A 25,741-nucleotide genomic window follows, 5' to 3' on the forward strand; every position below is an offset into this window, starting at 1 on the left:
AATGGCCATGGCGGTGCGCAGGGTTTCCTGGCACTGGGCCACGCCGCAGGACACAGCGATGACTTCGGTCACCAAGCCCTTTTCTTTCAGGCGCACGGCCTCTTCGACGGCGATCTCGTCAAAGGGGTTCATGCTCATCTTCACGTTGGCGATGTCCACACCGCGCAAGTCCGATTTGACGCGGACCTTCACGTTGTAGTCCACCACGCGCTTGACGGGGACGAGAATTTTCACGTGTCTACCTTTCATGCTGTCGCTGCTGTGACCCGGCCTGGAACCGGCCGGTCGGAATGGATGTGCCAGAGCACGACCACCATCGTGCTCTGGCACGAGCGCCTCCTCTCGCCAGGAGGCGCTTCAAGCCTTGGAGCCAGTGCCCTCAGAAGCTGTGCCGGACGCCGAAGGACAGGGCCTTCGCGTTGGCGCCCATGGCGGCGGGGGCTACGGCGACGGTGCTTCCCACCAGCACCGTGTTGCTGGTGCTGTTGTTCTTGACCAGGCCACCAGACACGTAGAGCGCCGTGCGCTTGGACAGGAAGTACTCGTAGGTCGCGCCATAGATCGTGGCTTGCCCATCCGCGATGCCAGGCATTCTTTCGGTCTTGTTCCTGATGACTTGCAGGAGGATCTGGCTTTGGGTGAGGGGAATGGTCGCGCCGACCCAGGCAGACTCGCTCTTGAGGAGGCTCGTGGCCGCCAGCACCTTGTTTTTCTCGGATGGGTTGAAGGCGTAGTACCCCGTGGCCAGCCGCACGGGCCCGAAGTTGTAGGAGCCGGCCGCGGTCCACTCGGACTGCCAGGCCGCGGCGGCTCCCGTGGGGATGTCCTTCGCATACTGGCGGAAACGCGCGTAGCCTGCGGTACCGAGCCAGGGGCCGTCGGCGTAGGTCAGGCTTCCTCCGTGGAAATTGCCGGCGTCGCTGGAGGCCGCCTCGCCCGGGGCCACCATGAAGCGGGCAGTCACGGGGCCGCCTTTCCACGATCCGAAGATCGAGTTGTTGATGCGGGCCGTGGATTGGTGGCCAGGGTCGCCTGCCACGGAGGCCGGGCTCTGCAGGCTGCCAATGCCCGTCTGCTGCAGGTTGCCCCAGTAGTTGCCCACACCGGGGTCCACGGCCAGCAGCGACAGCGCCACGGGCGAGAGCTGCCTGCCGGCACGGACTTCCCAGTTGGTGCCGCTCAACCCCACCCAGGAGGCCCGGCCGAAGGCGGCACCGCCCTGCTGCAGGACGCCGGTGCTGCCGTCAAAACCCTGTTCGAGCACGAAGTTGGCCTTGAGCCCGCCGCCCAGGTCTTCCGTGCCGCGAAAGCCCAGGCGAGAGGCCCAGCCCGCCCCGGAGTCGAGCCGCATGGTGCTGCCGGCACCGTTGTCCACCCAGGTCAGTGACGCATCGAGCACGCCATAGATGGTCACCGAGGATTGCGCATAGGCCAACGGGGAGCCCAGCAGGGCCAGCACCGCAGTGGATGAGATGAGTTTGTTCACGTTGTCTCCGTTCAATGTTTGTCATGCACGGCGGACGGGCACGCCGACCGCCGGTTCGAAATGTAGCGTAACTTACCGGTCGGCAGGTAATTTAATTGAACGATGTTTGGCGTGATTGCGACAGCCGTAACGGCTCAGGACGCAGGTTGCAAAGACAGATCGATGCAGTAGGTGCGCGCCGCGGTGCCGCTGAAAAGCTGCGTTCGCTCCGAGGGGCTGCAGGCCTTCGTGGCGTGCTTGAACGCATTCCAGAGCACCGGGTAGCTGCAGCCCACCTTGTCGACCGGAAAGTTGCTCTCGAACATGCACCGGTCTGCGCCGAATGCCTCGATGCACACCTCGAAATACGGAGACCAGGCGTTCGCGATCACTTCCGAGCGTGCGGGCCGGTCGGCCAGGTCCAGGCCGAAGCCCATGCGGTGCATGGCCAGTCCCCCCAGCTTGAGCCGCAGGTTCGGCCGCTGGGCCAGTGCGCGGATGTGCCCGCGCCATGCGTCGAACACTTGCGCGCGCTGGCCGGCATAGGGGCCGATGCCCAGGGGCCCTCCGCAGTGGTTGAGCACCATGGGCGTGTCCGGGCACTGGTCGGCGAGGAAGGCCACTTCCGGCAGTTGCGTGTGGTAGACCCAGAGGTCGAGCGACAAGCCCATGGCGCCAAGGCGCCGGGTGGCTTGCCGGGCTGTGTCATCGCGAAGGATGCCCTCGCGGCCCTGCGTGGCTGGATGGACAGCCGGGTCGCTGTGCCAGGTGGGGCGCGCGCGGATGCCCCTGAAGCGCCCCTGTCCTGCTTCGATGTGCCTCTCCAGCACGGGTTCGATGCCGTCACCCAGCGCCAGGTCGGCCCACCCGACGATGGCGGCGCACACCTGGGTGCGCGGTCCCGTCTGTGCGAAGGCCAGCGCCTGTGCGGCTGCGAAGGCGGTTTCCCCCACCGGCCTGAGTGCCTCCGGGCCATCGGCCAGATAGTGCGAATGGCAGTCCACGAACACGGTGGCGCGTATGTCGTGCCCGGTGCGAAGGTCCTGGCCCAGGTCGCCCTGCAGATAGCTTGCGCCGGGCAGCACCCACAGGTGGTGGTGGGCATCCACGATGGGCAGGTCCGGCTCGATGGCTTCTTCGTGGTGCAGGGCCAGCCAATCGGCCCGGGGCAGGGCGATGCTGGCATGCGCAGCTACGCTAGGCTGAACGGCGGGGGTGGAGGCGGGAGCGGGGGCGTTGTGGCCCGGGGTGTGGTCAGAGGAGGGCATGCGTGACTCCCCCGTCCACCAGCATGGATTCCCCCGTCATGAAGCTGCTCTCGTCCGAAGCGAGGAAGCAGGCTGCCGCCGCGATGTCGTCCACGTGCCCCAGGCGCCCCAGCGGAGTGCGCGCGATGCGCCGCGCCGCCACGGACTCATCCATGTTGATGCGCACGCCTTCGGTGGGCACCGTGCCGGGTGCGATGGCGTTCACGCGGATCTTGCGAGCACCCAGTTCGACGGCTGCGGAGCGCGTGAGGCCCAGGGCCGCAGCCTTCACTCCGCAGTAGACCAGCGCGCCGGGAATGCCCAGAAAGCCCGCGGCCGAGGCGATGTTGATGATGGAGCCGCCGCCGCTGCGGCCCATGGCAGGTGCTGCCGCCTGGATGCCCCAGACGATGGAGTGAAAGCCGGTGGCTGTCATGCGATCGAGCATCTCGGGCGTGATGTCCTGGGTCGGGCCATAGCGCACCCAGATCGCGTTGTTCACCAGGATGTCGAACCGGCCATGCTGCGTCTCCAGCGCGTCCACGGCCTGCGTGAACGTCTCGCGCAATGCGACATTGCCGCCGAAGCCCTGGGCCCGGCCTCCCCCTTGCCGGATCTCTTCGGCAGCCTTTTGTGCCAGGTCCTCGCGGATGTCGAGCACCCCGACGGTGGCCCCTTGGTCGGCAAAGGCCTGGGCGATCGCCCGTCCTATGCCCTGTGCGCCGCCGGTGACCAGTGCCACCCTGTTGTCAAGCCTTTGGTTCATGCATGTCTCCTGAAAAATTACTTGTCGACCGGTAATCCAGCAAGGCAAAAAAAGGGCCCCCCAGGTACCCGTCAGGCCCGGGGCGTTGCCTTCTTGCGTGCGGTGCTGGAGGGCGTCTTTTCGGCCGGTGGTGGCGCGTCCGTGGGCGACGCAGCGGCGCTGGATGCGGCAGGCTCGCGCACCGTCATGCCCAGCAGGGCCATGTCGACGTACTGGCCCATGACATCCTTCACGCTCAGCTTTCCCTTGGGGGAGTGCCAGCGCGTGACGTAGTTCAGCCCGGACAGCAGAAAACGGGTGGTCATGGCGGCATCTGCGTCGCGGAATTCGCCCGAATCGATCCCCTCCTGGACGCAGCGGCGCAGCAGCTTCTCGTAGGTGTCTCTCAAGTGCAGCGCCACGCCCCTCTGCTCGGTGTGGCCTGCTTCGCGAAAAGCGTTGGCGCCGGCCAGCCAATGGTCGCGATGTTCGTCGAGAAAGTGCGCCGATGAGCGCATGAACGCGCGAACCCGCTCGGTCGGGGTGTTGGCGCGCGCCACGTCGGCGCCGACCATCTGGACCAGGGCATCGAGCGACTGGATCACCACCCGCTCATAGAGATCGTCCTTGTTCGGGAAGTGGTAGTACAGCGCGGCTTTGGTGATCTTGGCCTCTTCGGCAATGTCCCGCAGCGAGGTGGCGTGAAAGCCTCTGTGCGCGAACAGCCGGCGAGCGATGTCCAGCAGTTGGTCTTCGCGGTTGCCGCTGGCCAGGGAGGGGTCGGTGGGGGCTTTTTTCGTGCCAGCGCGGGGAGCCATAGCGGGTGCTTTCTTGGTGGGGAAATCGTGGAGATTAACCCGCATTGGCCTGAGGGCATCGGCTGGATCGGGTTATCCACGAGACACAGACCTTGTGGGCCTGAAGGATTTCGAAGTATTATTAACCAGTCGGCAGGTAAATTTTGCCGAGAAGGCGAGAACTTTCATATGGGCAGTGGGCCAAACTGCAATCCATAACTTACCGAACGGCAGGTAAATTTCATGAGACTTGATCAAAACGAAGCGGACCGCGCATTCCGGCACGAGGTGCGGCGCTTTTGCGAGCAGAACGTACCCGATGCCTTGCGCGAACGCGTGCGCTCAGGCATGCGGGCCACGCCCGACGGCTTTCGCCAATGGCAGAACATCCTGTTCCGCCAGGGATGGGGGGCACCCACTTGGCCGCGCGAGCACGGCGGTACCGGCTGGTCGCCGGTGCAGATCCACATCTTCGAGCAGGAGACTGCGGCTGCGGACGCGCCGCCGCAATTCCACCAGGGCCTGGAGCTCATCGGTCCCATCATCTTCACCTATGGCACGGCTGAGCAGAAGGCACGGTACCTGCCGCGCATCCTGTCGGGCGAAGACTGGTGGTGCCAGGGCTATTCGGAGCCCCAGGCCGGGTCCGACCTGGCCGGCCTGCGCACCCGCGCCGTGCGCGACGGCGACCACTATGTGGTCACCGGCCAGAAGCTGTGGACGAGCTATGCCCATGCGGCCAACCGCATGTTCTGCCTGGTGCGCACCAGCGATGAGACGCGCAAGCAGGACGGCATCTCGCTGCTGCTGATGGACATGGACGCGCCCGGCATCACCGTGCGCCCGTTCCACACGCTCGACGAGCAGTCCCACGTCACGGAAGTGTTTTTGGATGCCGTGCGGGTGCCGGCCAGCCAGCTGCTGGGCGAGGAAGGCCGCGGCTGGAGCTATGGCAAGGTGCTCCTGGACCGCGAGCGCGCCTTGACGGCAACGTTGGGCGTGCGGCTGGCAAGGCAGCTCGAACAGGTGAAGGAGCTGGCACGCAAGACGCCAGACGCAGGGTCCAGCCTTTACCAGAACCCTGGCTTTCGCTCCAAGCTGGCGCAACTGGAGATCGAGGTGCAGGCGATCGAGCAGATGGGCCTGCGCATGCTGGCCGACAACGTGGCGGGTGTGGACACCGGGCCGCGCGGCTCCATGCTCAAGCTGCGCTGGTCAGAGCTGCTGCAGCGTGCCACGGAGCTATGGGTGGAGACCCTGGGCTACGACGGCACGCGCTTTGCGTCCGCAGGGGGCGCGCCGGGTACCGTCCCCATGGAGCAGTCGGGCCCGATGACGGCCTACCTCCACAGCCGCGTCACCAGCATCTATGGTGGTTCCAACGAAATCCAGCGCAACATCATCGCGCGCCGTGCACTCGGCCTTTAAGACATGCACAACCATTACACACCCGAACAGAAGATGCTGGCGGACGGCGTGGAGCGCTTCGTGCGTGAGCACGGACGTTTCGAGCAGTGGCGCAAGCTCACGGCAGCCGGGGCTGCCTACGACGAAGACAACTGGCGCCGCATGGCGGACATGGGATGGCTGGCATTGGCCATCCCGGAGAAGCACGGGGGCTTCGGTGCCTCGGCGGCCGACACCATGATCGTGGCCGAGGGCATCGGGCGGGGCCTGTTGCGCGAGCCTTTCGTCAGCACCAGTGTGATGGCGGCGCGCCTGCTCGCCAGGGCGGGTACCGCCGAGCAGTGCAAGCTGTTCGAGGGCATGGCGGATGGCAGCGTCCGCATCGCCGTCGCACTGGGCGAAGCCGCTGGGCGCTTTCACCTGAACAGCGTGCGCACGCGTGCCATCCCCTCGGGGGCGGGCTTTCGGCTGAGCGGCGAGAAGTCCTGGGTGCCCGATGCCAGCACGGCGCACTGGCTCATCGTGCCTGCCCGCACCCGCGGCTCGGAAGGGGATGCGTCGAGCATCTCCCTGTTCCTGGTTGCGGCAGATTCGCCCGGGCTGCGGCGCACCGACTTTCGCAGTCCCGATCACCAGCACATCAGCCAGCTGCAGATGGATGGGCTGGACCTTCCCGAATCGGCGCTGCTGGGGCCCCTGCATGAAGGCCTGGCGCTGCTGGAATATGCGGTGGACCATGCGATCGCAGCACGCCTGGCCGAGGCCTGCGGCGCGATGGATGCGGTCAGCGAAATGACGCTCGACTACCTCAAGGTGCGCAAGCAGTTCGGCACGACCATCGGCAGCTTCCAGGCGCTGCAGCACCGCATGGTCGACATGAGCATTGCCTGCGAAGAGTCCCGCTCGATGCTGCAGCTGGCGCTGGACGGCCTGGACGCCCCGCCTGCCCAGCGCAGGAGGTCCATCGCCGCTGCCAAGGCGCGAATCGGCCAGTGCGGCCTGTACGTGGGCTACCAGGCGGTGCAATTGCACGGCGGCGTGGGAACCAGCGACGAACTGGCCGTGAGCCACTACCTCAAGCGCCTGGCCATGATCGACACCGCCTACGGCAACGCCGACTTCCAGCGCGATCGCTTCATCGCGTTGTCGGACGCGGTGCCCGCCGCAGTATCGCAAGACGCTGCTTCCACCGTAGAACAGGAGCAGATGGCATGAGCGAACCGGCCGCATCCCGCTGGAACCTGGCCGACATCTTCGATGGTGTGGCTGCGCGTGTTCCCGCAGACCGACCCGCCATCGTGCAGGTAGACAAGGTGGTGAGCTGGGGCGAGCTCGATGCACGCAGCAACCGCGTGGCACGGGCCCTGCTTGCCGCCGGGCATGGCGCTGGCGAACGCGTGGGGTTCCTGTCGAGGAACCATCCCGGCTACATCGAGGGCTTTGTGGCCTGCCTCAAGTCGCGCCTGATCCATGTGAACCTCAACTACCGGTACACGGTGGATGAAGTCGCAGGCGTTCTGGAAGACGCGGGTGCCACGGCCTTGCTCTACCAGCAAGAGTTCGCCCCGCTGGTGGCCGAGCTGGCCACGCGCTTGCCGGCACTGCGCTCACGCATCTGCCTCGACGGAGAAAGCCTGGGCCATGAAGCCACGGCCAGCTTCCAGGCCTGGGCGGCGCAAGGCGACACCAGCCCGCTGGACATCGCGCGGGACGAGCGGGACCCGCTGCTGCTTTACACCGGCGGTACCACGGGCCGGCCCAAAGGCGTGATCTGGCCGGGCAACCACTACCGGGCATGCCAGCTGGAATCGCCCCTGGTGCAGCGGCGCCCTGCCAGCCTGCCCGAGCACCTGGACATGGTCGAAGCCAACGCGGCGCCCGGCCGTGTGCTGCCCGCATGCCCGCTGATGCACGGCGCAGGCATCAGCAGCACGCTGGCCGAGCTGCTCAATGGCGGCACGGCCTTGCTGCTCGCGCACCGCAGCTTCGATCCGCACGAGCTGTGGCAACTGGCGGAGCGTGGTCGCGCGACCCGTGTGCTGATCGTCGGCGATGTGTTCGCGCGCCCCATGCTGGCGGCGCTGGACGAGAAGCCCGGCCGCTACGACCTCTCTGCGCTCAAGGTCATCAGCTCCGCGGGCCTGATGTGGAGCGAGGAAATCAAGGCAGGCTTGCTGCGCCACCTTCCTTCGGTGGTGCTGGCCGACATCTACGGCGCGTCCGAGGCCGCGGGCCTGGGCTACGCCATCACCACGCGGGACAAGGCCACGCCCACGGGCCGGTTCGAGCCGGGTCCGCACACCGTCATGGTGGGCGACGACGGGCGCATCGTGCCGGCAGGCCAGGAGGGCGAAGGCTGGCTCGCCCGGGGTGAACCATTGCCCGAAGGCTACTTCGGGGACCCGCGCAAGACCGCGGAAGTGTTCCGCACCATCGACGGCCGGCGTTACGCCGTGCCGGGTGACCGCGTGCGGCGCCATCCCGACGGCTCCATGCAACTGCTCGGGCGCGGCAGCCTGGTCATCAACTCCGGCGGCGAGAAGATCTACGTGGAGGAAGTGGAGGAAGCCCTCAAGCGGCTGCCGGGCGTGCGGGATGTGCTGGTGGTGGGCGTGCCCGATGAACGCTGGGGCAATGCCATCGTCGCTCTGCTCGATACCGGCGGCGTGCCTGCGAATGCCCAGGCCTTGCGCACGGGCCTGGCGCCGTACCTCGCAGGCTACAAGGTGCCCAAGCACTTCCTGGTGGTGGAGCAACTACCCCGCGCCGACAGCGGCAAGGGCGACTACCGCGCCGCGCGCGAGCTTGCGCAGGCGCAACTGGAGGCCGCATGAGACGCAGCACATTCCTCAAAGCCCTGCCTGCAGTCTTGGCGGGACACCTGGCGGGTGCCAGCCTGCTGATCACGCCGCATGCCCGCGCGGCAGAGGACGCCTGGCCCGGCAAGCCGATCCGGCTCATCGTGCCTGCCGCGCCGGGTGGCGGATCGGACACGGTGGCGCGGATCGTGGCGCAGGCCCTGGGTGAAAAGCTGGGCCAGCCCGTGGTGGTGGACAACCGCGCGGGCGCAGCGGGCACGCTGGGTGTGGCCGTGGGCCTTCAGGCGCCCGCCGATGGCTACACCTTCATCTGGTGCACGCCGTCGGCGCAGATCATGTCGCCAGGCAGCATCCGCTACGACCCGGTCAAGGACCTGGCCCCCGTCAGCCTGCTGGTGTCTGCGTCCTACCTGCTGGTGGTGGGCAACCAGCAACCCTGGCGAACCGTGCGCGAACTGGCCGATGCCGCGCGCGACAAGCCGGGCCAGCTGAACTACGGCACGGCGGGAACCGGCTCTTTCGGCCACTACATGGCCGCATCGTTCGGCCTGGCCGCCGGCGGCGAGCTGACGCAGGTGCCCTTCACCGGTGAAGGGCCCGCCATGGTGGCCCTGATGCGCGGTGATGTGCAGATGGCCTTCATCAGCGGTGCTGGCGCATTGCCGCACGTGAGCTCCGGCCGGGTGCGCGCATTGGGCGTCTCTGCAGCGCAGCCCATGGAAGGCATGCCGACGAACATTCCCGCGGTGGCTGCAAGCCTTCCGGGATTCGACCTGGTGGCCATCAACTACCTGGCCGCTCGCACTGGAACGCCCCAGCCCATCATCGACCGCATGAGCCAGGCCGTCCAGGCCGTGCTGTCCAACCCGTCCGTGCGGGAGCGGGTGCTGGGGTTGGGCGTGTCGCCCGTGGCCAGCACGCCCCAGGTGCTGGGCCAGCGCATCGCCACCGAGCGCAAGCGGGTTCAGGACACGCTGAAGCGCGCCGGCATCGTGCTGGAGTAGCCGGCCCTCCATTCCCCTGGACATGCACAGACCACAACAAGAGAACGAGACAACATGAGCCACACCCATCCCCCAAGCCAGGGACTTCGCCGCCGCGACGCGCTCGCCGCTGCATTGGCCGGCATCGCAACGCCTTTTGCTGCACTGGCCTCGGGCCCTGAGTCCAACTGGCCCCACCGGCCCGTGCGCATGGTGGTGCCGTTTCCGCCCGGCGGTGGCTCCGACGCCGTAGCCCGCATCCTCTCGACCGTTCTCTCGGAAAAGCTGGGGCAGCCCGTGGTGCTCGACAACAAACCCGGCGGTGCCGGCACGGTCGGTGTGTCCTATGCGCTGCAGCAACCAGCGGATGGCTACACCATCGTGTGGTGCACGCCCGCCGCGCAGTACCTGGCACCCAAGTCGGTGCGCTACGACCCGGTGGCCGACTTCGCGCCGGTGAGCCAGACGGTGGCCGCCACCTACATTCTCGTGGTCGACCCGAAGCTGAACATCCATTCGGTGGCCGATCTCGTCGCGGCGGCCAAGGCCAAGCCGGGCGGCATCAACTACGCCACTGCGGGGATTGGAGGCCAGGGCCACCTCATGGGGGCGTATTTCAACCTGCTGGCCGGTACCGACATGACCATGGTGCCCTTCACCGGCGAGGCTCCGGCCATCACCGGCGTGATCGGCAGCCAGGTGCATGCCACGTTCGTCAGCAGTGCCGCCGCCATGCCGCAGGTCAAGGCGGGCAAGGTGCGGGCCATCGGCATGTCCGCGGCCAACCGCCTTCCCGGCATCCCCGCGGACATTCCTCCGATTGCCGCGACGCTGCCGGGCTACGACGTCACGGCGATCAACTACATCGCCATGCGCAGCGGCACCCCCAAAGCCATCGTGGACCGCCTGAGCAAGCTCATCAACGAAGCGCTGGCGACCCCGTCCGTGCGCGACCGCATCGCGGCCGTGGGCGTGGTGCCCGTCGGCAGCACGCCGGAGGAGCTCGGGCAGCGCGTGGCCGCGGAGCGCACCAAGTGGACGGACGTGCTCCAGAAAACCAACATCGTTCTCGAATGACCATGGCGACTGAAAACTCCGCATCCGGCCATGCGCGTTGTGCGGTGGTGACCGGCGCGGCCCGCGGCATTGGCCTGGCCATCGCCGAACAGCTGGCGCGCGACGGCCTCTCGGTCGTCGCCACCGACCGGGATGGCGAGCTGGCCCATGCCGAAGCCGAGCGTCTGCGTGCCCAGGGACTGGCCGTGCAAGGGGCCGCCCTGGATGTCCAGGACCGCGCGGCGGTCCGTGCGCTGTTCGCAACGCTGCCCGCCATCGACGTGGTCGTGAACAACGCGGGCATCGCCTCGACCATGATCCCCTTTCGCGAGCTGGACGCCGATCGGCTTCGCAGCATGATGGGCGTGAACCTGCTGGGCAGCTTCATCGTGGCCCAGGAGGCGGTGCGCCGCATGCCCGAGGGCGGGCGCGTAGTGCAGATCGCATCGCGCGGCTACCTCGGTGGGGCAGGGGCTGCGCACTACGTGGCCAGCAAGGCCGCCGTGGTGGGCATGGTGCGTGCCATGGCCATCGAGCTGCGCTGGCGCGGCATCACCGTCAATGCCGTGGCGCCGGGCATGGTCGACACCCGGATGCTGGAAGGCTACACGCCCGAGATGCGGCGTGCGCTGGAACAGCGCGAGCCCGCGGGCGCAGCCGCCAGCCCGCAGACCATTGCCGACGCCGTGTCCTTCCTGGCATCGCCCCGGGCGGGCCAGTGCAACGGCCAGGTGCTTTTCGTGGACGGCGGCAAGAGCGTGGGCATGCCTCCGCTGTGACCGTCCCGGTACTTCACTCATCCGCTGCCATGTCCATGCCACCTTCCACCTCTACACAAACCGCCAGCAAGCTGCTGCTCGTGGGCACGCAGGAGCCGCTGGCCCCGGCGATCCAGGCGCGCCTGGAACACGATGGCCACCAGGTGCTGGCCATCGCCAATGCAGACCCCACCGCGCTGCGGGATGCCATCGCCGCCGCAGGATCGCTCCATGCGCTCGTGACGCTGACACCGACAACGCGCTCGAACCTGCAGTTCGACGAGATCGACGACGCTGCCTTCGAGGCGGCGCTGGACGCCCAATTGCTGGCTCCGATCCGCGTGGCACAGGCGGCACTGCCGTATCTGGCAAAGGGCGCGCAGATCGTGCATGTCGGCTCGCGCGGCCACCAGGGCGCCTGGGGCGGCGTGCACCAGATGGCCGCGAGCGCAGGGCTGGTGGCCATGACCCGTTCCATGGCGCTCGAACTCCAGCCCGAAGGGCTCTGCGTCAACCTGGTCGCCAGCGAGTTCAGCAACGAGCGCCAGGACACCCCTGGCAACCGCGAGGCCGTCGCGCACGCGGTGAGCATGCTGGCCGCGCCGCACAACGGCATCACCGGCCAGTGCATCGTCGTCGACGGCCTGGCGTCGCTGCGGCTGAGCGAATCCCGCCGACCTTACGGTATCCATTCCTGAAATTCACTCACCCATCCATCCGAGGAGAACCTATGCAATTCCTGAAGCTCAACGTCGAGAACCATGTGGCCGTGATCACCATGGACGCGCCCCCCGTGAATGCCGTGTCCGCCGGCCTCATGGACGAGATGATCGCTGCGTTCGACCAGATGAGCGACCGCGACGACGTGCGCGTGGTCGTGCTCACCGGCGCCGGCAAGATCTTCTGCGCCGGGGCCGACATCAAGAGCCGCGCCAACAAGACCTTCGAGCCCGGTGAGCGCTGGGCGCATTCGCGCCGCGCGCGCGAGCTCAGCTATTCGATCATCGAATGCAAGAAGCCCGTGATCGCCGCCATCAACGGTGCGGCGCTCGGTGCCGGCCTGGGCATTGCCGTTTCCTGTGACATCCTGCTGTGCTCTGAAAATGCCTCCCTGGGCCTGCCCGAAGTGGACGTGGGCCTGATGGGGGGAGGGCGCCATGCCATGCGTGTGTGCGGCCACTCGCTCACGCGCCGCATGATGCTGACCGGCGACCGCATCAGCGGCCCGGAGCTGTACCGCCGTGGCATCGTGGAAGTGTGCGTGCCGCTGGAGGAGCTGATGCCGGCAGCGATGGAGATGGCCGCACGCATTGCCTCCAAGAGCCCGATCGCCAGCCGCACCGCCAAGAACTCGGCGGCCACCATCGAGAACATGACGCTGCGCGACGGCTACCGCTTCGAGCAGAACATGACTGCCGAGCTGGGCCAGACCGAAGACTCGCGCGAGGCCATGCGCGCATTTGCCGAGAAGCGTCCCCCGGTGTTCCAGGGCCGTTGAGACCCGCCGCCATGACAAAGGCCGCGCACCGCGCGGCCTTTTTGTTGGGTGACTGCCCTGGCCAGGGCCTGGGGTCGCAGGCCAGACGGGCGCTGGCTTGCGTTTGCTGGTTCTAGTTGGCCAGCATGCCGCCATCCACCGGCAGGGTTACGCCGTTGATGTAGCTGGCCATGGCCGATGCCAGGAACACCGCCGGTGCGGCAATCTCGTCGGGCTGGCCCATGCGGCCCTGGGGCGTGCGGCGCAAAAAGCCTTCGAGCCGGCGCGGGTCGGCGCGGGTGGCCTCGGTCATCGCGGTCTCGATCACTCCCGGCGCGATGGCGTTGACCCGGATGCCATCCGCGCCCAGGTCCACGGCCATGCTCTGGGTGAACATCTTCACCGCGCCCTTGGAGCTGGAATAGCCGATGCAGCCGCCCTGTGCAATGAAGGCTGCCCCCGAGGCGATGTTGATCACGTTGCCGCGGGTCTGGCGCAGGGCTGGCAAGAACGCGTGCAACACGTTGAAGCCGCCCATGACGTTGACGTCGAACACCTGGCGCAGCTTGGCGTGCACTTCGGGCGCGTCGATCCCGGCGCGGATCAGGATGCCGGCGTTGTTGACCAGGATGTCCAGCGCGCCGATGTCGCGCCCGACCTGCTCCGCCAGCGCCGCGCATGCGGGCACGCTGGTGATGTCGAGCGCGAACGCCCACGCCTGCCCGCCGGAGCGGCGAATGTCCTCCACCGTCGCTGCGCAGTCTTCGGCGCGCAGATCCACCAGCACCACGCGGGCGCCGGCCCGGGCATAGTGCAGGGCGATGGCGCGGCCGATGCCCGCCGCCGCTCCGGTGACCAGCGCGAGGCGCCCTTCGAGCAGGCGAGCGGTTGTCGAATCGTTGTCCATGTCTTGTCCTGTGTCAGTGGGTTGCATTGCCAGGGCGGCGGCGGGCCAGGTAGGCGTTGATCTCGCCGACGATGCCCCGGCGGAACAGCATCACCACCAGGACGAAGACGGCGCCTTGCACGATCAGCACCGCCTCTGCGATGGATGAGAGCGAGTTGGCCATGGTGACCACCACGATGGCACCTGCCACCGGGCCCAGCAGCGTCTGCAGGCCGCCCACGATGCCCATCAGCAGCGCCTCGCCCGAAGTGACCCAGCTCACGTCGTTGAGCGTGGCGATCTGGAACACGATGCTCTTCATGCCGCCTGCGAGCCCCGCCAACGCTGCAGACAGCGTGAAGGCCAGCAGCTTGTAGCGGTTCACGCGGTAGCCCAGTGAAATGGCCCGTGGCTCGTTGTCCCGGATCGCGGTCAGCACCTGGCCGAAAGGCGAGTACACGATGCGCCAGATCAGCCAGAAGGCCGCGACCACGGCCAGCATCACCACGTAGTACAAGGTGGTGTTGTTGGCCAGGTCGATGACACCGAACAGATGGCCGCGGGGCACGCTCTGGATGCCGTCCTCCCCACCGGTGAACGGAGAGCGCAGCGCGATGAAGTACACCAGCTGTGCGCTGGCCAGGGTGATCATCGAGAACGCGATGCCCGCACGCCGGATGGCGAGCAGGCCGGTGATGGCGCCGATGGCGGCCGCCACGACGACGCCGAACGCCACGCCCAGCGCGGGGTCGAACCCCCACACCTTGACCGCGTGCGCGGTGCCATAGGCGGCCGAGCCGAAGAACATGGCATGCCCGAAGGACAGCAGGCCCACATAGCCCACCAGCAGGTTGAGCGAAGCCGCCAGCAGTGCGAAGCACAGCAGCTTCATCAGGAAAATCGGGTAGGCCACGAACGGAGCGGCCAGCAGCACCACGGCGCCGGCGATCAGCAGCGGGCGCTGGTAGCGCGCCATGCGGGAGGAAGAGGAGGAGTCGTTCATCGCTGTCATCCTGGTTGTCACTTGGTACTGCCGAAAAGGCCGTTGGGGCGCACGGCGAGCGTGATCAGCATGATCACGAATACCACCATGCCGGCGCCGTCCGGGTAGACCACCTTGGTGATGCCCTCGATCACGCCGAGCGCGAAGCCTGCGACGATGGCGCCCACGATGGATCCCATGCCGCCGATCACCACCACCGCGAACACCACGATGATCAGTTGCGAGCCCATGAGCGGGTTGACCTGGTAGATCGGGGCGGCCATCACGCCGCTGAACCCGGCGAGGGCCACACCCAGGCCATAGGTGAGCATCAGCATGCGGGGAACGCGTATGCCAAAGGTGCGCACCAGGTTCGGGTTCTCCGTGGCTGCGCGCAGGTAGGACCCGAGCTTGGTGCGCTCGATCACGAACCAGGTCACGATGCACATGGTCAGCGAGGCCGCGATCACCCAGAGCCGGTACCAGGGGAAGAACGCCATGCTGGTGTCCAGCCCGCCCGCGATGGGGTTGGGATAAGGCTGGCCCGTGGCGCCGAACTTGTAGCGGAAGCTGCCCTCCAGGATCAGCGCGAAGCCGAAGGTCAGCAGCAGCGCGTACACGTGGTCGAGGTGGTAGAGCTTGCGCAGCAAAAAGCGCTCGAGCGCAATGCCGGTCGCACCCACGATCAGCGGGGCCAGCACCAGGGCCCACCAGTAGTTCAGGCCCAGGTACTCCAGCAGCCCCCAGGCCACGAAGGCGCCCAGCATGTACTGCGCGCCGTGGGCGAAGTTCACCACGCGCAGCAGGCCGAAGATGATCGCCAGGCCCAGGCTCATCAGCGCGTAGAGCGAGCCGTTGATCATGCCGACCAGCAACTGCCCCGAGATGGCGGCCAGGGGGTATCCGAACAGGGAGTCGGGCATCGTTGATGTCTCCTGAGTGTTGTTCTTGTGTGCGGTGGGAAAGGGTTCAGACGCCCAGCAGCGCTTCGATGCGCGGGCGGTCTTCCACGATGGCCTGGCGGTCGAAGTGTTCGACCACGCGACCCTCCTCGATCACGTAGAACCGGTCGCCCACGCCCGATGCGAAGCGGAAGTTCTGTTCCACCATCAAGATGGTGAAGCCGCGCTGCCGCAGCGTCGCAATGGCCTCGCCGATCTTGTCGATGATCACGGGCGCCAGGCCTTCGGTGCATTCGTCGAGCAGCAGCAGCTTGGCGCCGGTGCGCAGGATGCGACCGATCGCCAGCATCTGCTGCTCGCCACCCGACAGGCGCGTGCCCGGACTGCGGCGGCGCAGTTTGAGGTTGGGGAACAGCGTGTAGATCTCTTCCACCGACATGCCGCCAGGCATCAGCACCGGCGGCAGCAGCAAGTTTTCCTCCACGTCCAGGCTGGCGAAGATGCCCCTTTCCTCGGGGCAGTAGGCCACCCCGAGGTGCGCGATGTCTTCGGGCACCATGCCCTGCGTGGACCGGCCGTTGACGGCGATGTGCCCCTGTCGCCTGGTCAGCAGCCCCACGATGGCGCGCAGCGTGGTGGTCTTGCCCGCGCCATTGCGGCCCAGCAGGCAGACCACTTCCCCTGGCTGCACCACGAAGTCGATGCCGTGCAGGGCCTGGGTCTCGCCGTAGTGGCCGGTGAGGCCGCGGACGTCCAGGCACGGCGGGTTTGGATTCTCAGGCATGGGCTCCCCCTCCCACATAGGCTTCCCGCACGCGCGGGTCGGTGGACACCTCTTCGTAGCTGCCTTCGGCGAGCACCTCGCCGGCCTGCAGGACCGTGATGCGGTCGCACAGTTCAGCCACGACCTTCATGTTGTGCTCGACCATGAGCACGGTGCGCTGCCGGGCCACCTCGGCGATCAGCCGCGTGACCGGGCCGATGTCCTCGTGGCCCAGGCCGGCCATCGGCTCGTCGAGCAGGATCATTTCAGGCTCGAGCGCCAGCGTGGTCGCCAGCTCCAGCGCCCGCTTGCGGCCGTAGGACAGGTCGGCGGCCATCTCGCGCTCGTAGCGCTGCAGGTTGACCGAGGCCAGGAGCTCCCGCGCCCGGGGTGTGTGGCGGTCCAGCGCCTTGTCGCTGCGCCAGAAGGCGAAGGTGCCGCCAGAGCGGCGCTGCAGCGCCACACGCACGTTGTCCAGCACGCTCATGGCGCCAAACACCGCCGAGATCTGGAACGAGCGCACCATGCCGCTGGCGGCCACGCTGGCCGGGTCACTGCGCGTGATGTCGCGTCCGTTGTAGTGGATCCGGCCGGCGCTCGCAGGAATGGAGGTGGTCAGAAGATTGAAGCAGGTGGTCTTGCCGGCACCATTGGGGCCGATGAGCGCATGGACGCTGTGGCGCCGGATGGCCAGCGACACGTTGCGCACGGCGTGAAAGCCCATGAACTGCTTGCTCAGTCCCTCGGTGCGCAGGATCACGTCCTCGCCCGCATGGTGTGGCTGGTTGGATGGGTTCACGCCAGGGCCTCGTCGTCAAACAGCACTTCGGGCAAACCCCGAACCCCCAGGCCGTGGATGGCGAAGACCGCCCCTGCATCCGGGTGGTCGCTGTTCATGAGATTGCCGCTGTTGCTGATGCTGGTGACGTAGAGCACGTCCAGATCGGGCCCGCCGAAGCAGGGGCAGGTGGGGTAGGGCGTCGGGACGTCCACCAGCCGCAGCAACTGCCCCTCGGGGGTGAAGCAGCCGACCTTGCCGGCCTGCACCAGCGCGACCCAGAGATTGCCCTCGGCATCCACCGTGGTGCCGTCGGGGGCCGAGCCGTGCACCCTGGTGTTGAACAGCGTGCGCGGCACGCCCACGGCGCCGGTCGCCGGGTCGTAGTCCACCGCGCTGACTTCGTCGCTGAAGCTGTCGGCGTGGTACAGGGTGCGCCCATCAGGGCTGAAGCAGGTGGCGTTGGCGAGCGCGATGCCACCGAAGAGCCGGGTGGCGCTGCCGTCGCGCTCCAGCCGGTAGTAGGCGCCGTCCTTGTCGTGGCGGCCCATGACCATGGAGCCGGCGACGAACCGTCCCTGGCGGTCGGTGCGGCCATCGTTCATGCGCATCGACGGGCCGCTGTGCACCACTTCGGCCAACCGGCGCGTGGTTCCCGTCACGGGGAAGAGCAGGTGGAAGCCGTCTTCGACCGACAGCACGATCCGGCCGCGCCGGGTCAGCGCGATCGAGCCCACGTCGCTGGGCGTGGCCCACTCCATATGGCTGCCATCGCGCAGCCGGTGGACTTTGCGGGCCTTGGAGTCGATCCAGTACAGGGCTTGTTCGCGCGTGTCCCACAGCGGGCACTCACCCAGCCGGTCGCGGTGTGCGCCGAGGATTTCGACGCGGGGGGATGCCTGGGTCATGCGGTGCTCCTTGTCATGTCGGTGTTGCGCAGTGCATCGGCGGCCGCTGCGCGGCGCACCAGGTACATGCGGTATTGCTGCGGCCAGGTGGCGTAGTCCTGATTGGCTCCCAGCGCCACCTCGGCATGCACAGGCCAGTTGGGGTTGTAGAGGGCCTCGCGCCCTACGGCGATCAGGTCGGCTTCTCGGGCCTGGAGATAGCCTTCCGCCGTCTGCGGGTCGATGACCAGGCCGACACCCATCACCTGCAGGCCGGTGGCTTCCCGCAGGCGCCCGGCCAGTTCGGCCCGGAACGTCAGGCTGTTGGAGACCGACTTTCCCTGCGTGGGGTAGCTCGAGATGCCGCCGCCGGAGGAGCAGTCGACCACATCAACGCCGCGGTCCTTCAGGCTGCGCAGCAAATCGACCATCTCCTCGAACTCCAGCCCGCCATCTGCCACGTCGGCCAGCGATACCCGCCAGAACAGGGGCTTGTCGTCGGGCCACTCGCGCCGGACGGCTTCGGCCACATCGAGGGCAAAGCGCATGCGGTGCTGCCCGAAGCGGTCGGTGCGCTGGTTGGCGACGGGAGACAGGAATTGGTGGATCAGGTAGCCGTGGGCGCCGTGGACTTCCAGGGCCTCGAAGCCCGCTTCGCGCGCGCGGCGCGCCGCATCGCCCCAGGAGCGCACCAGTGCCTCGACCTGCCCGGTGTCCGGCTCGTCCGGTGTGGGCCAGCCGGGACCGACGGGCAATGCGCTGGGGCCCACCGCCTTCCAGGGTGCCTCGCCACGCGCAGCATCCGCTTCGGTCAGCGGCCCGTGGCCGTGCCACCATTTCTGCATGCCCGCCTTGCGGCCGGTGTGCCCGAGCTGGATCGCCGGCACAGCACCATCGCGCCGCAGTGCATCGGCGATGCGCGCCAATGGCGCGATCTGGTCATCGTTCCACAGGCCGATATCGCCGTGGGTGTTGCGCCCGCGTGCCTCCACGGCCGTGGATTCGACGAAGACGATGCCCGCGCCGCCCATGGCGAACCGTGCAAGATGGGCCAGGTGCCAGTCCGTGGCCATGCCGTCCACACCGGTGGACTGCTGCATCGGGGGAATGACCACGCGGTTGCGCGCGCGCATGCCGCGCAGTGTGTAGGGGGTGAAGAGTTGTGCCATCGCAGGTGCCCGTGGCAATCACTTCTTCGCCACGAAGTCGCAGCCGCCTTCCGCCAGTGGGCGGAAGATCTGCTCGGCCGCAATGGGGGCACCGACCTTGTAGAAGTCGTACTTGTACTTGGACTCGGCAGGCGCCTTGACCTCGATGGGGTAGACCGCGCGCATGACCTGGCCGTCTTCACGGATGGGCGCATTGAGCGTCATGAAGTCGTTGACGCGCGTGGCCTTCATCTTGGCGATCACGGACGGGCCTGCGTCGGTGCCGCTGTCCTTCACCGCGCGGAGGTAGTGCGTCACCGCGCTGTACACCCCCGCGTTGGTGAACGTGGGTGGAACACCGCCATTGCTGCGTTCCATGAAGCGCTTGCTCCAGGCGCGCGTGGCATCGTTCTGGTCCCAGTAGAAGGGGACGGTGATGTTCAGGCCCTGGGCCACGTCCAGGCCCATGGCGGTCACGCTGTTGATGGTCATGCCAAAGACACTCAGGGTCTGCCCGCCACGCGTGATGCGGAATTCGGCTGCCTGCTTGAGCGAGTTGGACAGGTCGAGGCCTGCGTTCAGGATCACGATGGCCTTGGCGCCGCTCGATTGGGCCTGCAGCAGATAGGACGAATAGTCGGTGGCGCCCAGCGGGTGCTTGACCGACCCGACCACCCGGCCGCCGGCCGCCTGCACGAAGCGCGTGGCCTCCGCCTGCATCGCGGCGCCGAAGGCGTAGTCCACGGTGATGAAGAAGAAGTCCTTGATGCCCTTGTTGATCAGCAGCTGCACGCCCGCCTTGGGCATGGCGTAGCTGTCGTTGAGGAACTGGATGCTCATGGGCGAGCAGAACTTGCCCGTGAAGTCGGAGGAGATCGATCCGGAGATCAGATAGGGCTTCTGCTTTTCCTTCATGAAGGTCTGCACGCCCAGGGCGATCGACGATGCCGAGCCGCCGACGATGGTGTCCACCTTGTCGGAATCGATCCACTTGCGTGCGGCGGCCAGGCCCACGTCGGGCTTGTTCTGGTCGTCCGTCGACACCAGTTCGATGGCCTTGCCGTTGACCTTGCCCCCGAAGTCCTCGATGGCCATGCGTGCTGCCAGCACCGAGCCCGAGCCCCCCGCGCCAGAGTAGGGGCCGCTCACATCGTTCATCACTCCGATGCGGACCACGTCGTCCGATATCTGGGCATGGGCCGCACCTGTGGCGAGCAGGAGCGCGGTGGCCATGGCCGCTGCGGCCCTGGGAGTCTGGCGGGTGGTTGATGGGTTCATGTCTGTCTCCGGTTTCATTGTTATCGGGTGATTCACTTCTTCACGAAGTCGCAGCCGCCTTCGCTCAGCGGCCTGAAGATCTGCTCCGCAGGGATGGCAGCGCCCACCTTGTAGAAGTCGTATTTGCCCTTGGACTCTGCGGGTGTCTTGACCTCCACGGGGTAGACGGCGCGCATGACCTGGCCGTCCTCGCGGATGGGGGCGTTCTGCGTCATGAAGTCATTGACGCGGGTGGCTTTCATCTGGGCGACCACCTTGGGGCCGTCGTCCGTGCCGGCGTCCTTCACGGCCTTCAGGTAGTGCTGAACGGCGCTGTAGACGCTGGCCTGGATGTAGGTGGGCACTGCGCCGCCGCTGCTGCGCTCCATGAAGCGCTTGCTCCAGGCGCGGGTCGCGTCGCTCTGGTCCCAGTAGAAGGGGACGGTGATGTTCAGGCCCTGTGCCACGTCCAGGCCCATGGCGGTCACGCTGTTGATCGTCATGCCGAAGACGCTCAGGGCCTGGCCGCCGCGCGTGATGCGGAACTCGGCGGCCTGCTTGAGGGAGTTGGACAGGTCGAGGCCTGCGTTCAGGATCACGATGGCCTTGGCGCCGCTCGACTGCGCCTGCAGTAAGTAGGACGAGTAGTCGGTGGCGCCCAGCGGGTGCTTGACCGACCCGACCACCCGGCCGCCAGCCGCCTGGATGAAGCGCGTGGCTTCGGCTTGCAGGGCCGCTCCGAACGCATAGTCGACGGTGATGAAGTAGAAGTCCTTGATGCCCTTGTTGACCAGGAGCTGCACGCCCGCCTTGGGCAGCGCGTAGCTGTCGTTGAGGAACTGCACGCTCATCGGAGAGCAGGACTTGCCCGTGAAATCCGACGAGATCGTGCCTGCCAGCAGGTAGGGCTTTTGCTTTTCCTTCATCAGCGTCTGCACGCCGAAGGCGATGGACGTGGCCGAGCCCCCCACGATGGTGTCGACTTTCTCGGTGTCCAGCCACTTGCGCGCCGCGTTCAGTCCCACGTCGGGCTTGTTCTGGTCGTCCACGGTCACCAGCTCGATGGACTTGCCGTTGACCTTGCCCCCGAAGTCCTCGATGGCCATGCGTGCGGCCAGCACCGATCCCGGGCCGCCGTTGCCGGAGTACGGGCCGCTCATGTCGTTCATGATGCCGATGCGCACCACGTCGTCCGAAATCTGGGCCTGGGCCGCGGCTGCGCCCAGGAGCAGTGCGGTGGCTGTGAAGCCGGCCCGCAGGCCGGTGGTGAAGGTCGCCTTGCTGGTCATGGTTGTCTCCGGTGTCGTTGGTGTTGGAAAAGGGGGGCGGAACGGGCTCGATGCGGGTACGTCAGGCCCTGGGGTTGCCGGAAGGCAGGGCCAGGATCTGCTTGGCGAGGATGTTTCGCTGTATTTCGTTGGAGCCGCCGAAGATCGCGGGCATGCGCGAGTCGAGGTACTGGCCCATCACGTCCGTGGCGATGCCGTCGATCACCACGTCGTCCATCTGTGCGCCCTGGTCCCCGGCCAGTTGCACCAGCTCGTCGGCGATGCGCTGGTAGGTCTCGGTGCCCCAGACCTTGAGGTAGGACACGTCCGGGCCCAGCTCTTCGCCGCCGCGCAGGCGACCCATGAAGAGCTCGAACGCGGATTTCAGGTCGCGCACGTCGAGCACCAGCTGGGCATAGCGGTCGCGGAAGTCGGCCTGCTCCAGCGCGTGGGTGGCTTCGGCCAGGCGGTCGAGCTGGGCCAGGGCCCCCTCGCACTGGCGCGGCGTGCCGAAGAAGATGCGCTCTTCGCGCAGGAACGAGTTGGCGACGTTCCAGCCGTCATCGATGCGGCCGACCACGTTGGCCACCGGCACGCGCACGTTGTCGAAGAACACCTCGCTGAATTCGCCCTCGCCCTTGAGGTTGACGATGGGGCGCACCTTCACGCCCGGTGTCTTGAGGTCGATCAGCAAGAACGTGATGCCGCGTTGTTTGGCGCTTTCGGAATTGCTGGTGCGCACCAGGGCGAACATCCAGTCTGCGCCGGGGCCCAGCGTGGTCCAGATCTTCTGGCCGTTGACGACGAGGTCGTCGCCATCGCGGTCGGCGCGCGTGCGCAGGTTGGCCAGGTCCGATCCGGCGTTGGGCTCGGAGTAGCCCTGGCACCACATGGTTTCGCCGCTGAGCACGCGGGGCAGGTGGTGGCTGATCTGCTCCGGCGTGCCGTGCATCAGCAGCAGCTTGCCGATGGCCAGGCCGTGGTCGGGAATGCGCGCGCAGCCGTGGCGTGCCATCTCTTCGGCATAGATCACCTGCTTGGTGGGCGACAGGCCCATGCCACCGTGCGACCGGGGCCAGGAAGGCGCAAGCCACCCTTTTTTGGACAGCGCCTGGTACCAGTCGGCAATGTCTGCGTAGTAGGCGCGCTTTTTCATGAAGCGCTTCTCGGGCGGGTAGTTGGCGGCGATCCAGTCGGCCAGCACGTGGCGGAATTGGTCGTCGGGCAGATCGTCCACGTCCGCGGCGTCCACCGTTGCCGGGCCTCCGTTGCCCGTGGCCGCGCGCGTGCGGCCTGTCGTTTGCAGCGCATCCAGGAACTGGCCCCGCTGCCACAGCGGATTGCCCAGCCAGGCCGAGAGCGTGAGCGCGCGCTTGAGGCACAGGCCGATGTCGGTTTCGTCGGCGATGCCCATGCCCCCGTGCAGGTGGATGGCCGCCTTGCCCACCAGCAGGGCCGCGCTGCCGGCACGGGCCCGCGCGGCGCGCAGGGACTGCGTACGCAGCGCGGGATCGGTGGCCCGGTCCCAGTCGAGCAGGGCGTTCTCGGCCGACGCGCGCGCCAGCTGGCATTGGATCCACATGTCGACCATGCGGTGCTGCAGGGCCTGGAAGGAGGCGATGGGTTTGCCGAACTGGATCCGCTGGGAGGTGTAGGCGACGGTGTCCTTGAGCGCGCGCTCGGCCACGCCCACCAGTTCGAACGCCGATGCCAGGCGCGCCAGTTCAATCGCCTGGGCCACCGCGCTGCGCACGCCGTCGCCCGCCGCAACCAAGGCGTCCGCAGGCAGGGTCGCGTCTGCGAAGTCCAGCGCGCCGAAATCGGTCCCGTCCACGGTCCGGGTATTGAGCACGGAAAGCCCCTTGGTGCCCGACGCGATCCAGAACAGCGCTGGCGCGCCCTCATGCAGGGCGTAGACCAGAAAGCCATCGGCTGCGCCGGCCAGCGGAACGAAGCGCTTTTGCGCGCCCCGCAGCATCCACCCGTCGCCCTGGCGCTGCGCCAGCAGCTGGGTCGCGCCCAGGTCGGGGGCTCCGGCGGCCTCCTGCCAGGCCAGCGCACAGAGCGTTCTGCCGGCGCACACATGCTCCAGCAACTGTCGGGCGCGCGCGCAGTCCGGTGCCAGTGGAACGAGTGCCTGCACCACGAGCAATCCGCTGGCCACGAAGGGCTCCGGCACCAGGCCATGGCCCAGCTCCGCCGCGATGACCATGGCTTCGGCCGGGCCCAGGCCGTGGCCGCCCAGCGCCTCTGGCACGAGCACGCCGAGCCATCCTGCCTCGGCCATGTCCTGCCAGACGGCCCGGTCGAAGGGGACGGATTGCTCGCGCAGGCGGCGCACCCGCGCAGGCGCGGGCTTGCGCTTAAGGAAGTCTTGCACGCTGTCGCGCAGCATGCTCTGTGTTTCGTCGAAAGTGGTCATGGGGTCCAAAGTCGTTCCGGGGCTGGCCTTGTGTGCTCAGGCCTTGTCGGTGGGGAGGGTGTGGGCGCGGAACTGTTCGCGCAGCTTGAGTTTTTGCAGCTTGCCGGTGGCGGTGTGCGGCAGCGTGTCCACGAAGACGACGTCGTCGGGCATCCACCACTTGGCGACCTTGCCGTCCATGAAGGCCAGGATGTCTTCGCGCGTACTGGCCTGCCCGGCCTTGGGGACGATCAGCAGCAGCGGCCGCTCCTGCCAGCGCGAGTGCGCCACGCCGATGACGGCGGCTTCCTGCACGGCCGGGTGGCCCATGGCAGCGTTCTCCAGATCGATGGACGAAATCCATTCGCCGCCGGACTTGATCACGTCCTTGGAGCGGTCCGTGATCTGCACGAAGCCGTCGGCATCCAGCGTGGCCACGTCGCCCGTGGCGAACCAGCCGTCGGCGTCCAGCACGCTGCCGCCTTCCGCGCGGTAGTAGCCGCTGGCCACCCACGGACCCCGGGCCTTGAGGTCGCCGAAGGCCTTGCCGTCGTGCGGCAGGGGCCGGCCGTCTTCGCCGAAGATTTCCAGGTCGACGCCGTAGATGGCCCGACCCTGCTTGGCCTGCAGGTCGAAGCGCTGCTCCAGGTCAATTGCGCGGTGCTTGTCGAGCAGCGTGCCGATGCTGGCCAGGGGGCTGGTCTCGGACATGCCCCAGGCGTGGATCACGAAGGCACCCAGCAGCCGCTCGAACTTCTCGATCATCGCGCGCGGGCAGGCCGAGCCGCCGACCACCACGCGCTGCAGGTGGACGTCGGACAGGTTCAGCGTGTCGCGGTGGCGCTCGATGTAGTCGAACAGGCCCAGCCACACCGTGGGGACACCGAGCGAGAAGTTGCAGCGCTCTTCGCGCAGCCGGCGGTAGATGTTCTCGCCCGCGAGGTGGGGGCCGGGCAGCACCAGCTTGGCGCCGCACATGGCACCGGCGTAGGGGATGCCCCAGGCATTGACGTGGAACAACGGCACGACCAGCAGCACGCTGTCGCGGGCCGACAGGCCCAGGCCATCGGTGGTGCAGGCGGTGAAGGAGTGCAGCACCGTGGAGCGGTGGCTGTAAAGCACGCCCTTGGGGTTGCCGGTGGTGCCCGAGGTGTAGCACAGCGAGGAGGCGGTGTTCTCGTCGAAGCGCGGCCATGGGTACTCGGGCGATGCGGCCTCGACCAGGTCCTCGTAGCACATCAGGTTCGGCAGGTCGACCGCGGGCATCTGGTCGCGCCGGCACATCGCGATGAAACCCTTGGCGTGCAGCAGTTGCGGCGCCAGGTCTGCCAGCAGTTGCGCGAAGCTGGTGTCGAAGAACACGTAGCCGTCCTCGGCGTGGTTCAGGATGTAGGCGATCTGCTCCGGGAACAGGCGGGGGTTGACCGTGTGTAGGATGGCCTGCATGCCCGAGACGCCGAAGTACAGCTCCACATGGCGGTGGGTGTTCCAGGCCAGAGTGGCCACGCGGTCGCCTGCCGCCACGCCCAGGGCGGTGAGCGCGTTGGCCAGGCGCTTTGCGCGTTGCTGCACTTCGCGCCAGTTGCTGCGGTGGGTGCTGCCGTCCACGAGGTGCGAGACGATCTCGCGGTCGCCGTGGAACGCGGCTGCGTGGTCGAGCACCCCGGACAGCAGGAGTTGGTGTTGTTGCATCAGGCCTTGCATGGGCTTTCTCC

At 67.4% G+C, this 25,741-nt stretch carries 24 protein-coding genes; 8 read left to right on the forward strand and 16 right to left on the reverse strand.

Translation table 11 applies throughout. The annotated features are described in order from the left end of the window. The 5 genes from ACSQ3D_RS17825 to ACSQ3D_RS17845 all read right to left on the reverse strand — a co-directional run. A partial coding sequence (locus ACSQ3D_RS17825) for an electron transfer flavoprotein subunit beta/FixA family protein (RefSeq protein WP_436127785.1) occupies positions 1 to 234 on the reverse strand: 234 nt, incomplete at its 3' end. 145 nt (positions 235 to 379) lie between these two features. Next, positions 380 to 1,486 (reverse strand): porin, encoded by a 1,107-nt coding sequence (locus ACSQ3D_RS17830; protein ID WP_436127786.1) that lies wholly within the window; start codon positions 1,484 to 1,486, stop codon positions 380 to 382. Positions 1,487 to 1,620: 134 nt separating this feature from the next. After that, positions 1,621 to 2,733, reverse strand: a complete 1,113-nt coding sequence (locus tag ACSQ3D_RS17835; RefSeq protein ID WP_436127787.1) for an amidohydrolase family protein — start codon at positions 2,731 to 2,733, stop codon at positions 1,621 to 1,623. Beyond that, positions 2,720 to 3,478: an SDR family NAD(P)-dependent oxidoreductase gene (locus tag ACSQ3D_RS17840; protein WP_436127788.1), complete on the reverse strand. Its 759-nt coding sequence runs from the start codon at positions 3,476 to 3,478 to the stop codon at positions 2,720 to 2,722. Before ACSQ3D_RS17840 ends, ACSQ3D_RS17835 begins: the two co-directional genes overlap by 14 nt. 71 nt (positions 3,479 to 3,549) lie before the next feature. Further along, positions 3,550 to 4,275: a TetR/AcrR family transcriptional regulator gene (locus ACSQ3D_RS17845; protein ID WP_436127789.1), complete on the reverse strand. Its 726-nt coding sequence runs from the start codon at positions 4,273 to 4,275 to the stop codon at positions 3,550 to 3,552. A 222-nt stretch (positions 4,276 to 4,497) separates the two neighbouring features. Here ACSQ3D_RS17845 and ACSQ3D_RS17850 point away from each other — a divergent pair, with 222 nt between their 5' ends. Genes ACSQ3D_RS17850 through ACSQ3D_RS17885 form a run of 8 tightly spaced genes read left to right on the forward strand, consistent with a single transcriptional unit; the run spans position 4,498 to position 12,775 of the window. Continuing rightward, complete coding sequence (locus ACSQ3D_RS17850) at positions 4,498 to 5,682, forward strand: acyl-CoA dehydrogenase family protein (protein WP_436127790.1); 1,185 nt, start codon at positions 4,498 to 4,500, stop codon at positions 5,680 to 5,682. A 3-nt stretch (positions 5,683 to 5,685) separates the two neighbouring features. Further along, the gene (locus tag ACSQ3D_RS17855) at positions 5,686 to 6,876 is read left to right on the forward strand and encodes an acyl-CoA dehydrogenase family protein (RefSeq protein WP_436127791.1); all 1,191 of its coding nucleotides are present in this window, start codon (positions 5,686 to 5,688) and stop codon (positions 6,874 to 6,876) included. After that, entirely contained in the window at positions 6,873 to 8,495 is a 1,623-nt protein-coding gene (locus ACSQ3D_RS17860) for an AMP-binding protein (RefSeq protein ID WP_436127792.1), read from the forward strand. The genes ACSQ3D_RS17855 and ACSQ3D_RS17860 overlap by 4 nt, the downstream gene beginning before the upstream one ends. Continuing rightward, positions 8,492 to 9,484, forward strand: coding sequence for a Bug family tripartite tricarboxylate transporter substrate binding protein (locus ACSQ3D_RS17865; protein WP_436127793.1), 993 nt, complete (start codon positions 8,492 to 8,494; stop codon positions 9,482 to 9,484). The genes ACSQ3D_RS17860 and ACSQ3D_RS17865 overlap by 4 nt, the downstream gene beginning before the upstream one ends. A gap of 54 nt (positions 9,485 to 9,538) precedes the next feature. Next, positions 9,539 to 10,540: a Bug family tripartite tricarboxylate transporter substrate binding protein gene (locus ACSQ3D_RS17870; RefSeq protein WP_436127794.1), complete on the forward strand. Its 1,002-nt coding sequence runs from the start codon at positions 9,539 to 9,541 to the stop codon at positions 10,538 to 10,540. A gap of 2 nt (positions 10,541 to 10,542) precedes the next feature. Beyond that, positions 10,543 to 11,298: an SDR family NAD(P)-dependent oxidoreductase gene (locus tag ACSQ3D_RS17875; protein WP_056413881.1), complete on the forward strand. Its 756-nt coding sequence runs from the start codon at positions 10,543 to 10,545 to the stop codon at positions 11,296 to 11,298. 29 nt (positions 11,299 to 11,327) lie between these two features. Next, positions 11,328 to 11,975, forward strand: coding sequence for an SDR family NAD(P)-dependent oxidoreductase (locus ACSQ3D_RS17880; protein WP_436127795.1), 648 nt, complete (start codon positions 11,328 to 11,330; stop codon positions 11,973 to 11,975). 32 nt (positions 11,976 to 12,007) lie between these two features. Continuing rightward, on the forward strand, positions 12,008 to 12,775 hold the full coding sequence (locus tag ACSQ3D_RS17885) for an enoyl-CoA hydratase/isomerase family protein (RefSeq protein ID WP_056413818.1): 768 nt from the start codon (positions 12,008 to 12,010) through the stop codon (positions 12,773 to 12,775). Positions 12,776 to 12,887: 112 nt separating this feature from the next. Here the strand turns inward: ACSQ3D_RS17885 and ACSQ3D_RS17890 are convergent, their stop codons facing one another. From ACSQ3D_RS17890 to ACSQ3D_RS17940, 11 genes are all read right to left on the reverse strand, one after another. Further along, entirely contained in the window at positions 12,888 to 13,661 is a 774-nt protein-coding gene (locus ACSQ3D_RS17890; protein ID WP_056413813.1) for an SDR family NAD(P)-dependent oxidoreductase, read from the reverse strand. A 13-nt stretch (positions 13,662 to 13,674) separates the two neighbouring features. Then, on the reverse strand, positions 13,675 to 14,643 hold the full coding sequence (locus tag ACSQ3D_RS17895) for a branched-chain amino acid ABC transporter permease (RefSeq protein ID WP_436127796.1): 969 nt from the start codon (positions 14,641 to 14,643) through the stop codon (positions 13,675 to 13,677). A 17-nt stretch (positions 14,644 to 14,660) separates the two neighbouring features. Continuing rightward, the gene (locus tag ACSQ3D_RS17900; RefSeq protein ID WP_056413806.1) at positions 14,661 to 15,545 is read right to left on the reverse strand and encodes a branched-chain amino acid ABC transporter permease; all 885 of its coding nucleotides are present in this window, start codon (positions 15,543 to 15,545) and stop codon (positions 14,661 to 14,663) included. A 46-nt stretch (positions 15,546 to 15,591) separates the two neighbouring features. After that, positions 15,592 to 16,308, reverse strand: a complete 717-nt coding sequence (locus tag ACSQ3D_RS17905; RefSeq protein WP_396504493.1) for an ABC transporter ATP-binding protein — start codon at positions 16,306 to 16,308, stop codon at positions 15,592 to 15,594. Further along, entirely contained in the window at positions 16,301 to 17,011 is a 711-nt protein-coding gene (locus tag ACSQ3D_RS17910; protein ID WP_436127922.1) for an ABC transporter ATP-binding protein, read from the reverse strand. Before ACSQ3D_RS17910 ends, ACSQ3D_RS17905 begins: the two co-directional genes overlap by 8 nt. Positions 17,012 to 17,082: 71 nt before the next feature. After that, the gene (locus ACSQ3D_RS17915) at positions 17,083 to 17,973 is read right to left on the reverse strand and encodes an SMP-30/gluconolactonase/LRE family protein (RefSeq protein WP_436127797.1); all 891 of its coding nucleotides are present in this window, start codon (positions 17,971 to 17,973) and stop codon (positions 17,083 to 17,085) included. Further along, positions 17,970 to 19,121 (reverse strand): NADH:flavin oxidoreductase/NADH oxidase, encoded by a 1,152-nt coding sequence (locus ACSQ3D_RS17920; RefSeq protein ID WP_436127798.1) that lies wholly within the window; start codon positions 19,119 to 19,121, stop codon positions 17,970 to 17,972. The genes ACSQ3D_RS17915 and ACSQ3D_RS17920 overlap by 4 nt, the downstream gene beginning before the upstream one ends. A gap of 18 nt (positions 19,122 to 19,139) precedes the next feature. Next, positions 19,140 to 20,378 (reverse strand): ABC transporter substrate-binding protein, encoded by a 1,239-nt coding sequence (locus ACSQ3D_RS17925; protein WP_436127799.1) that lies wholly within the window; start codon positions 20,376 to 20,378, stop codon positions 19,140 to 19,142. 32 nt (positions 20,379 to 20,410) lie between these two features. Then, positions 20,411 to 21,646 (reverse strand): ABC transporter substrate-binding protein, encoded by a 1,236-nt coding sequence (locus ACSQ3D_RS17930; protein ID WP_436127800.1) that lies wholly within the window; start codon positions 21,644 to 21,646, stop codon positions 20,411 to 20,413. Positions 21,647 to 21,707: 61 nt separating this feature from the next. Then, positions 21,708 to 24,047: an acyl-CoA dehydrogenase gene (locus ACSQ3D_RS17935; RefSeq protein ID WP_436127801.1), complete on the reverse strand. Its 2,340-nt coding sequence runs from the start codon at positions 24,045 to 24,047 to the stop codon at positions 21,708 to 21,710. Positions 24,048 to 24,083: 36 nt separating this feature from the next. Continuing rightward, positions 24,084 to 25,730, reverse strand: a complete 1,647-nt coding sequence (locus ACSQ3D_RS17940) for a 3-(methylthio)propionyl-CoA ligase (protein WP_436127802.1) — start codon at positions 25,728 to 25,730, stop codon at positions 24,084 to 24,086. Between the last annotated feature and the right edge of the window lie 11 nt (positions 25,731 to 25,741).

The organism is Acidovorax sp. LjRoot117 (assembly GCF_964252695.1).
GTDB lineage: Bacteria > Pseudomonadota > Gammaproteobacteria > Burkholderiales > Burkholderiaceae_C > Acidovorax.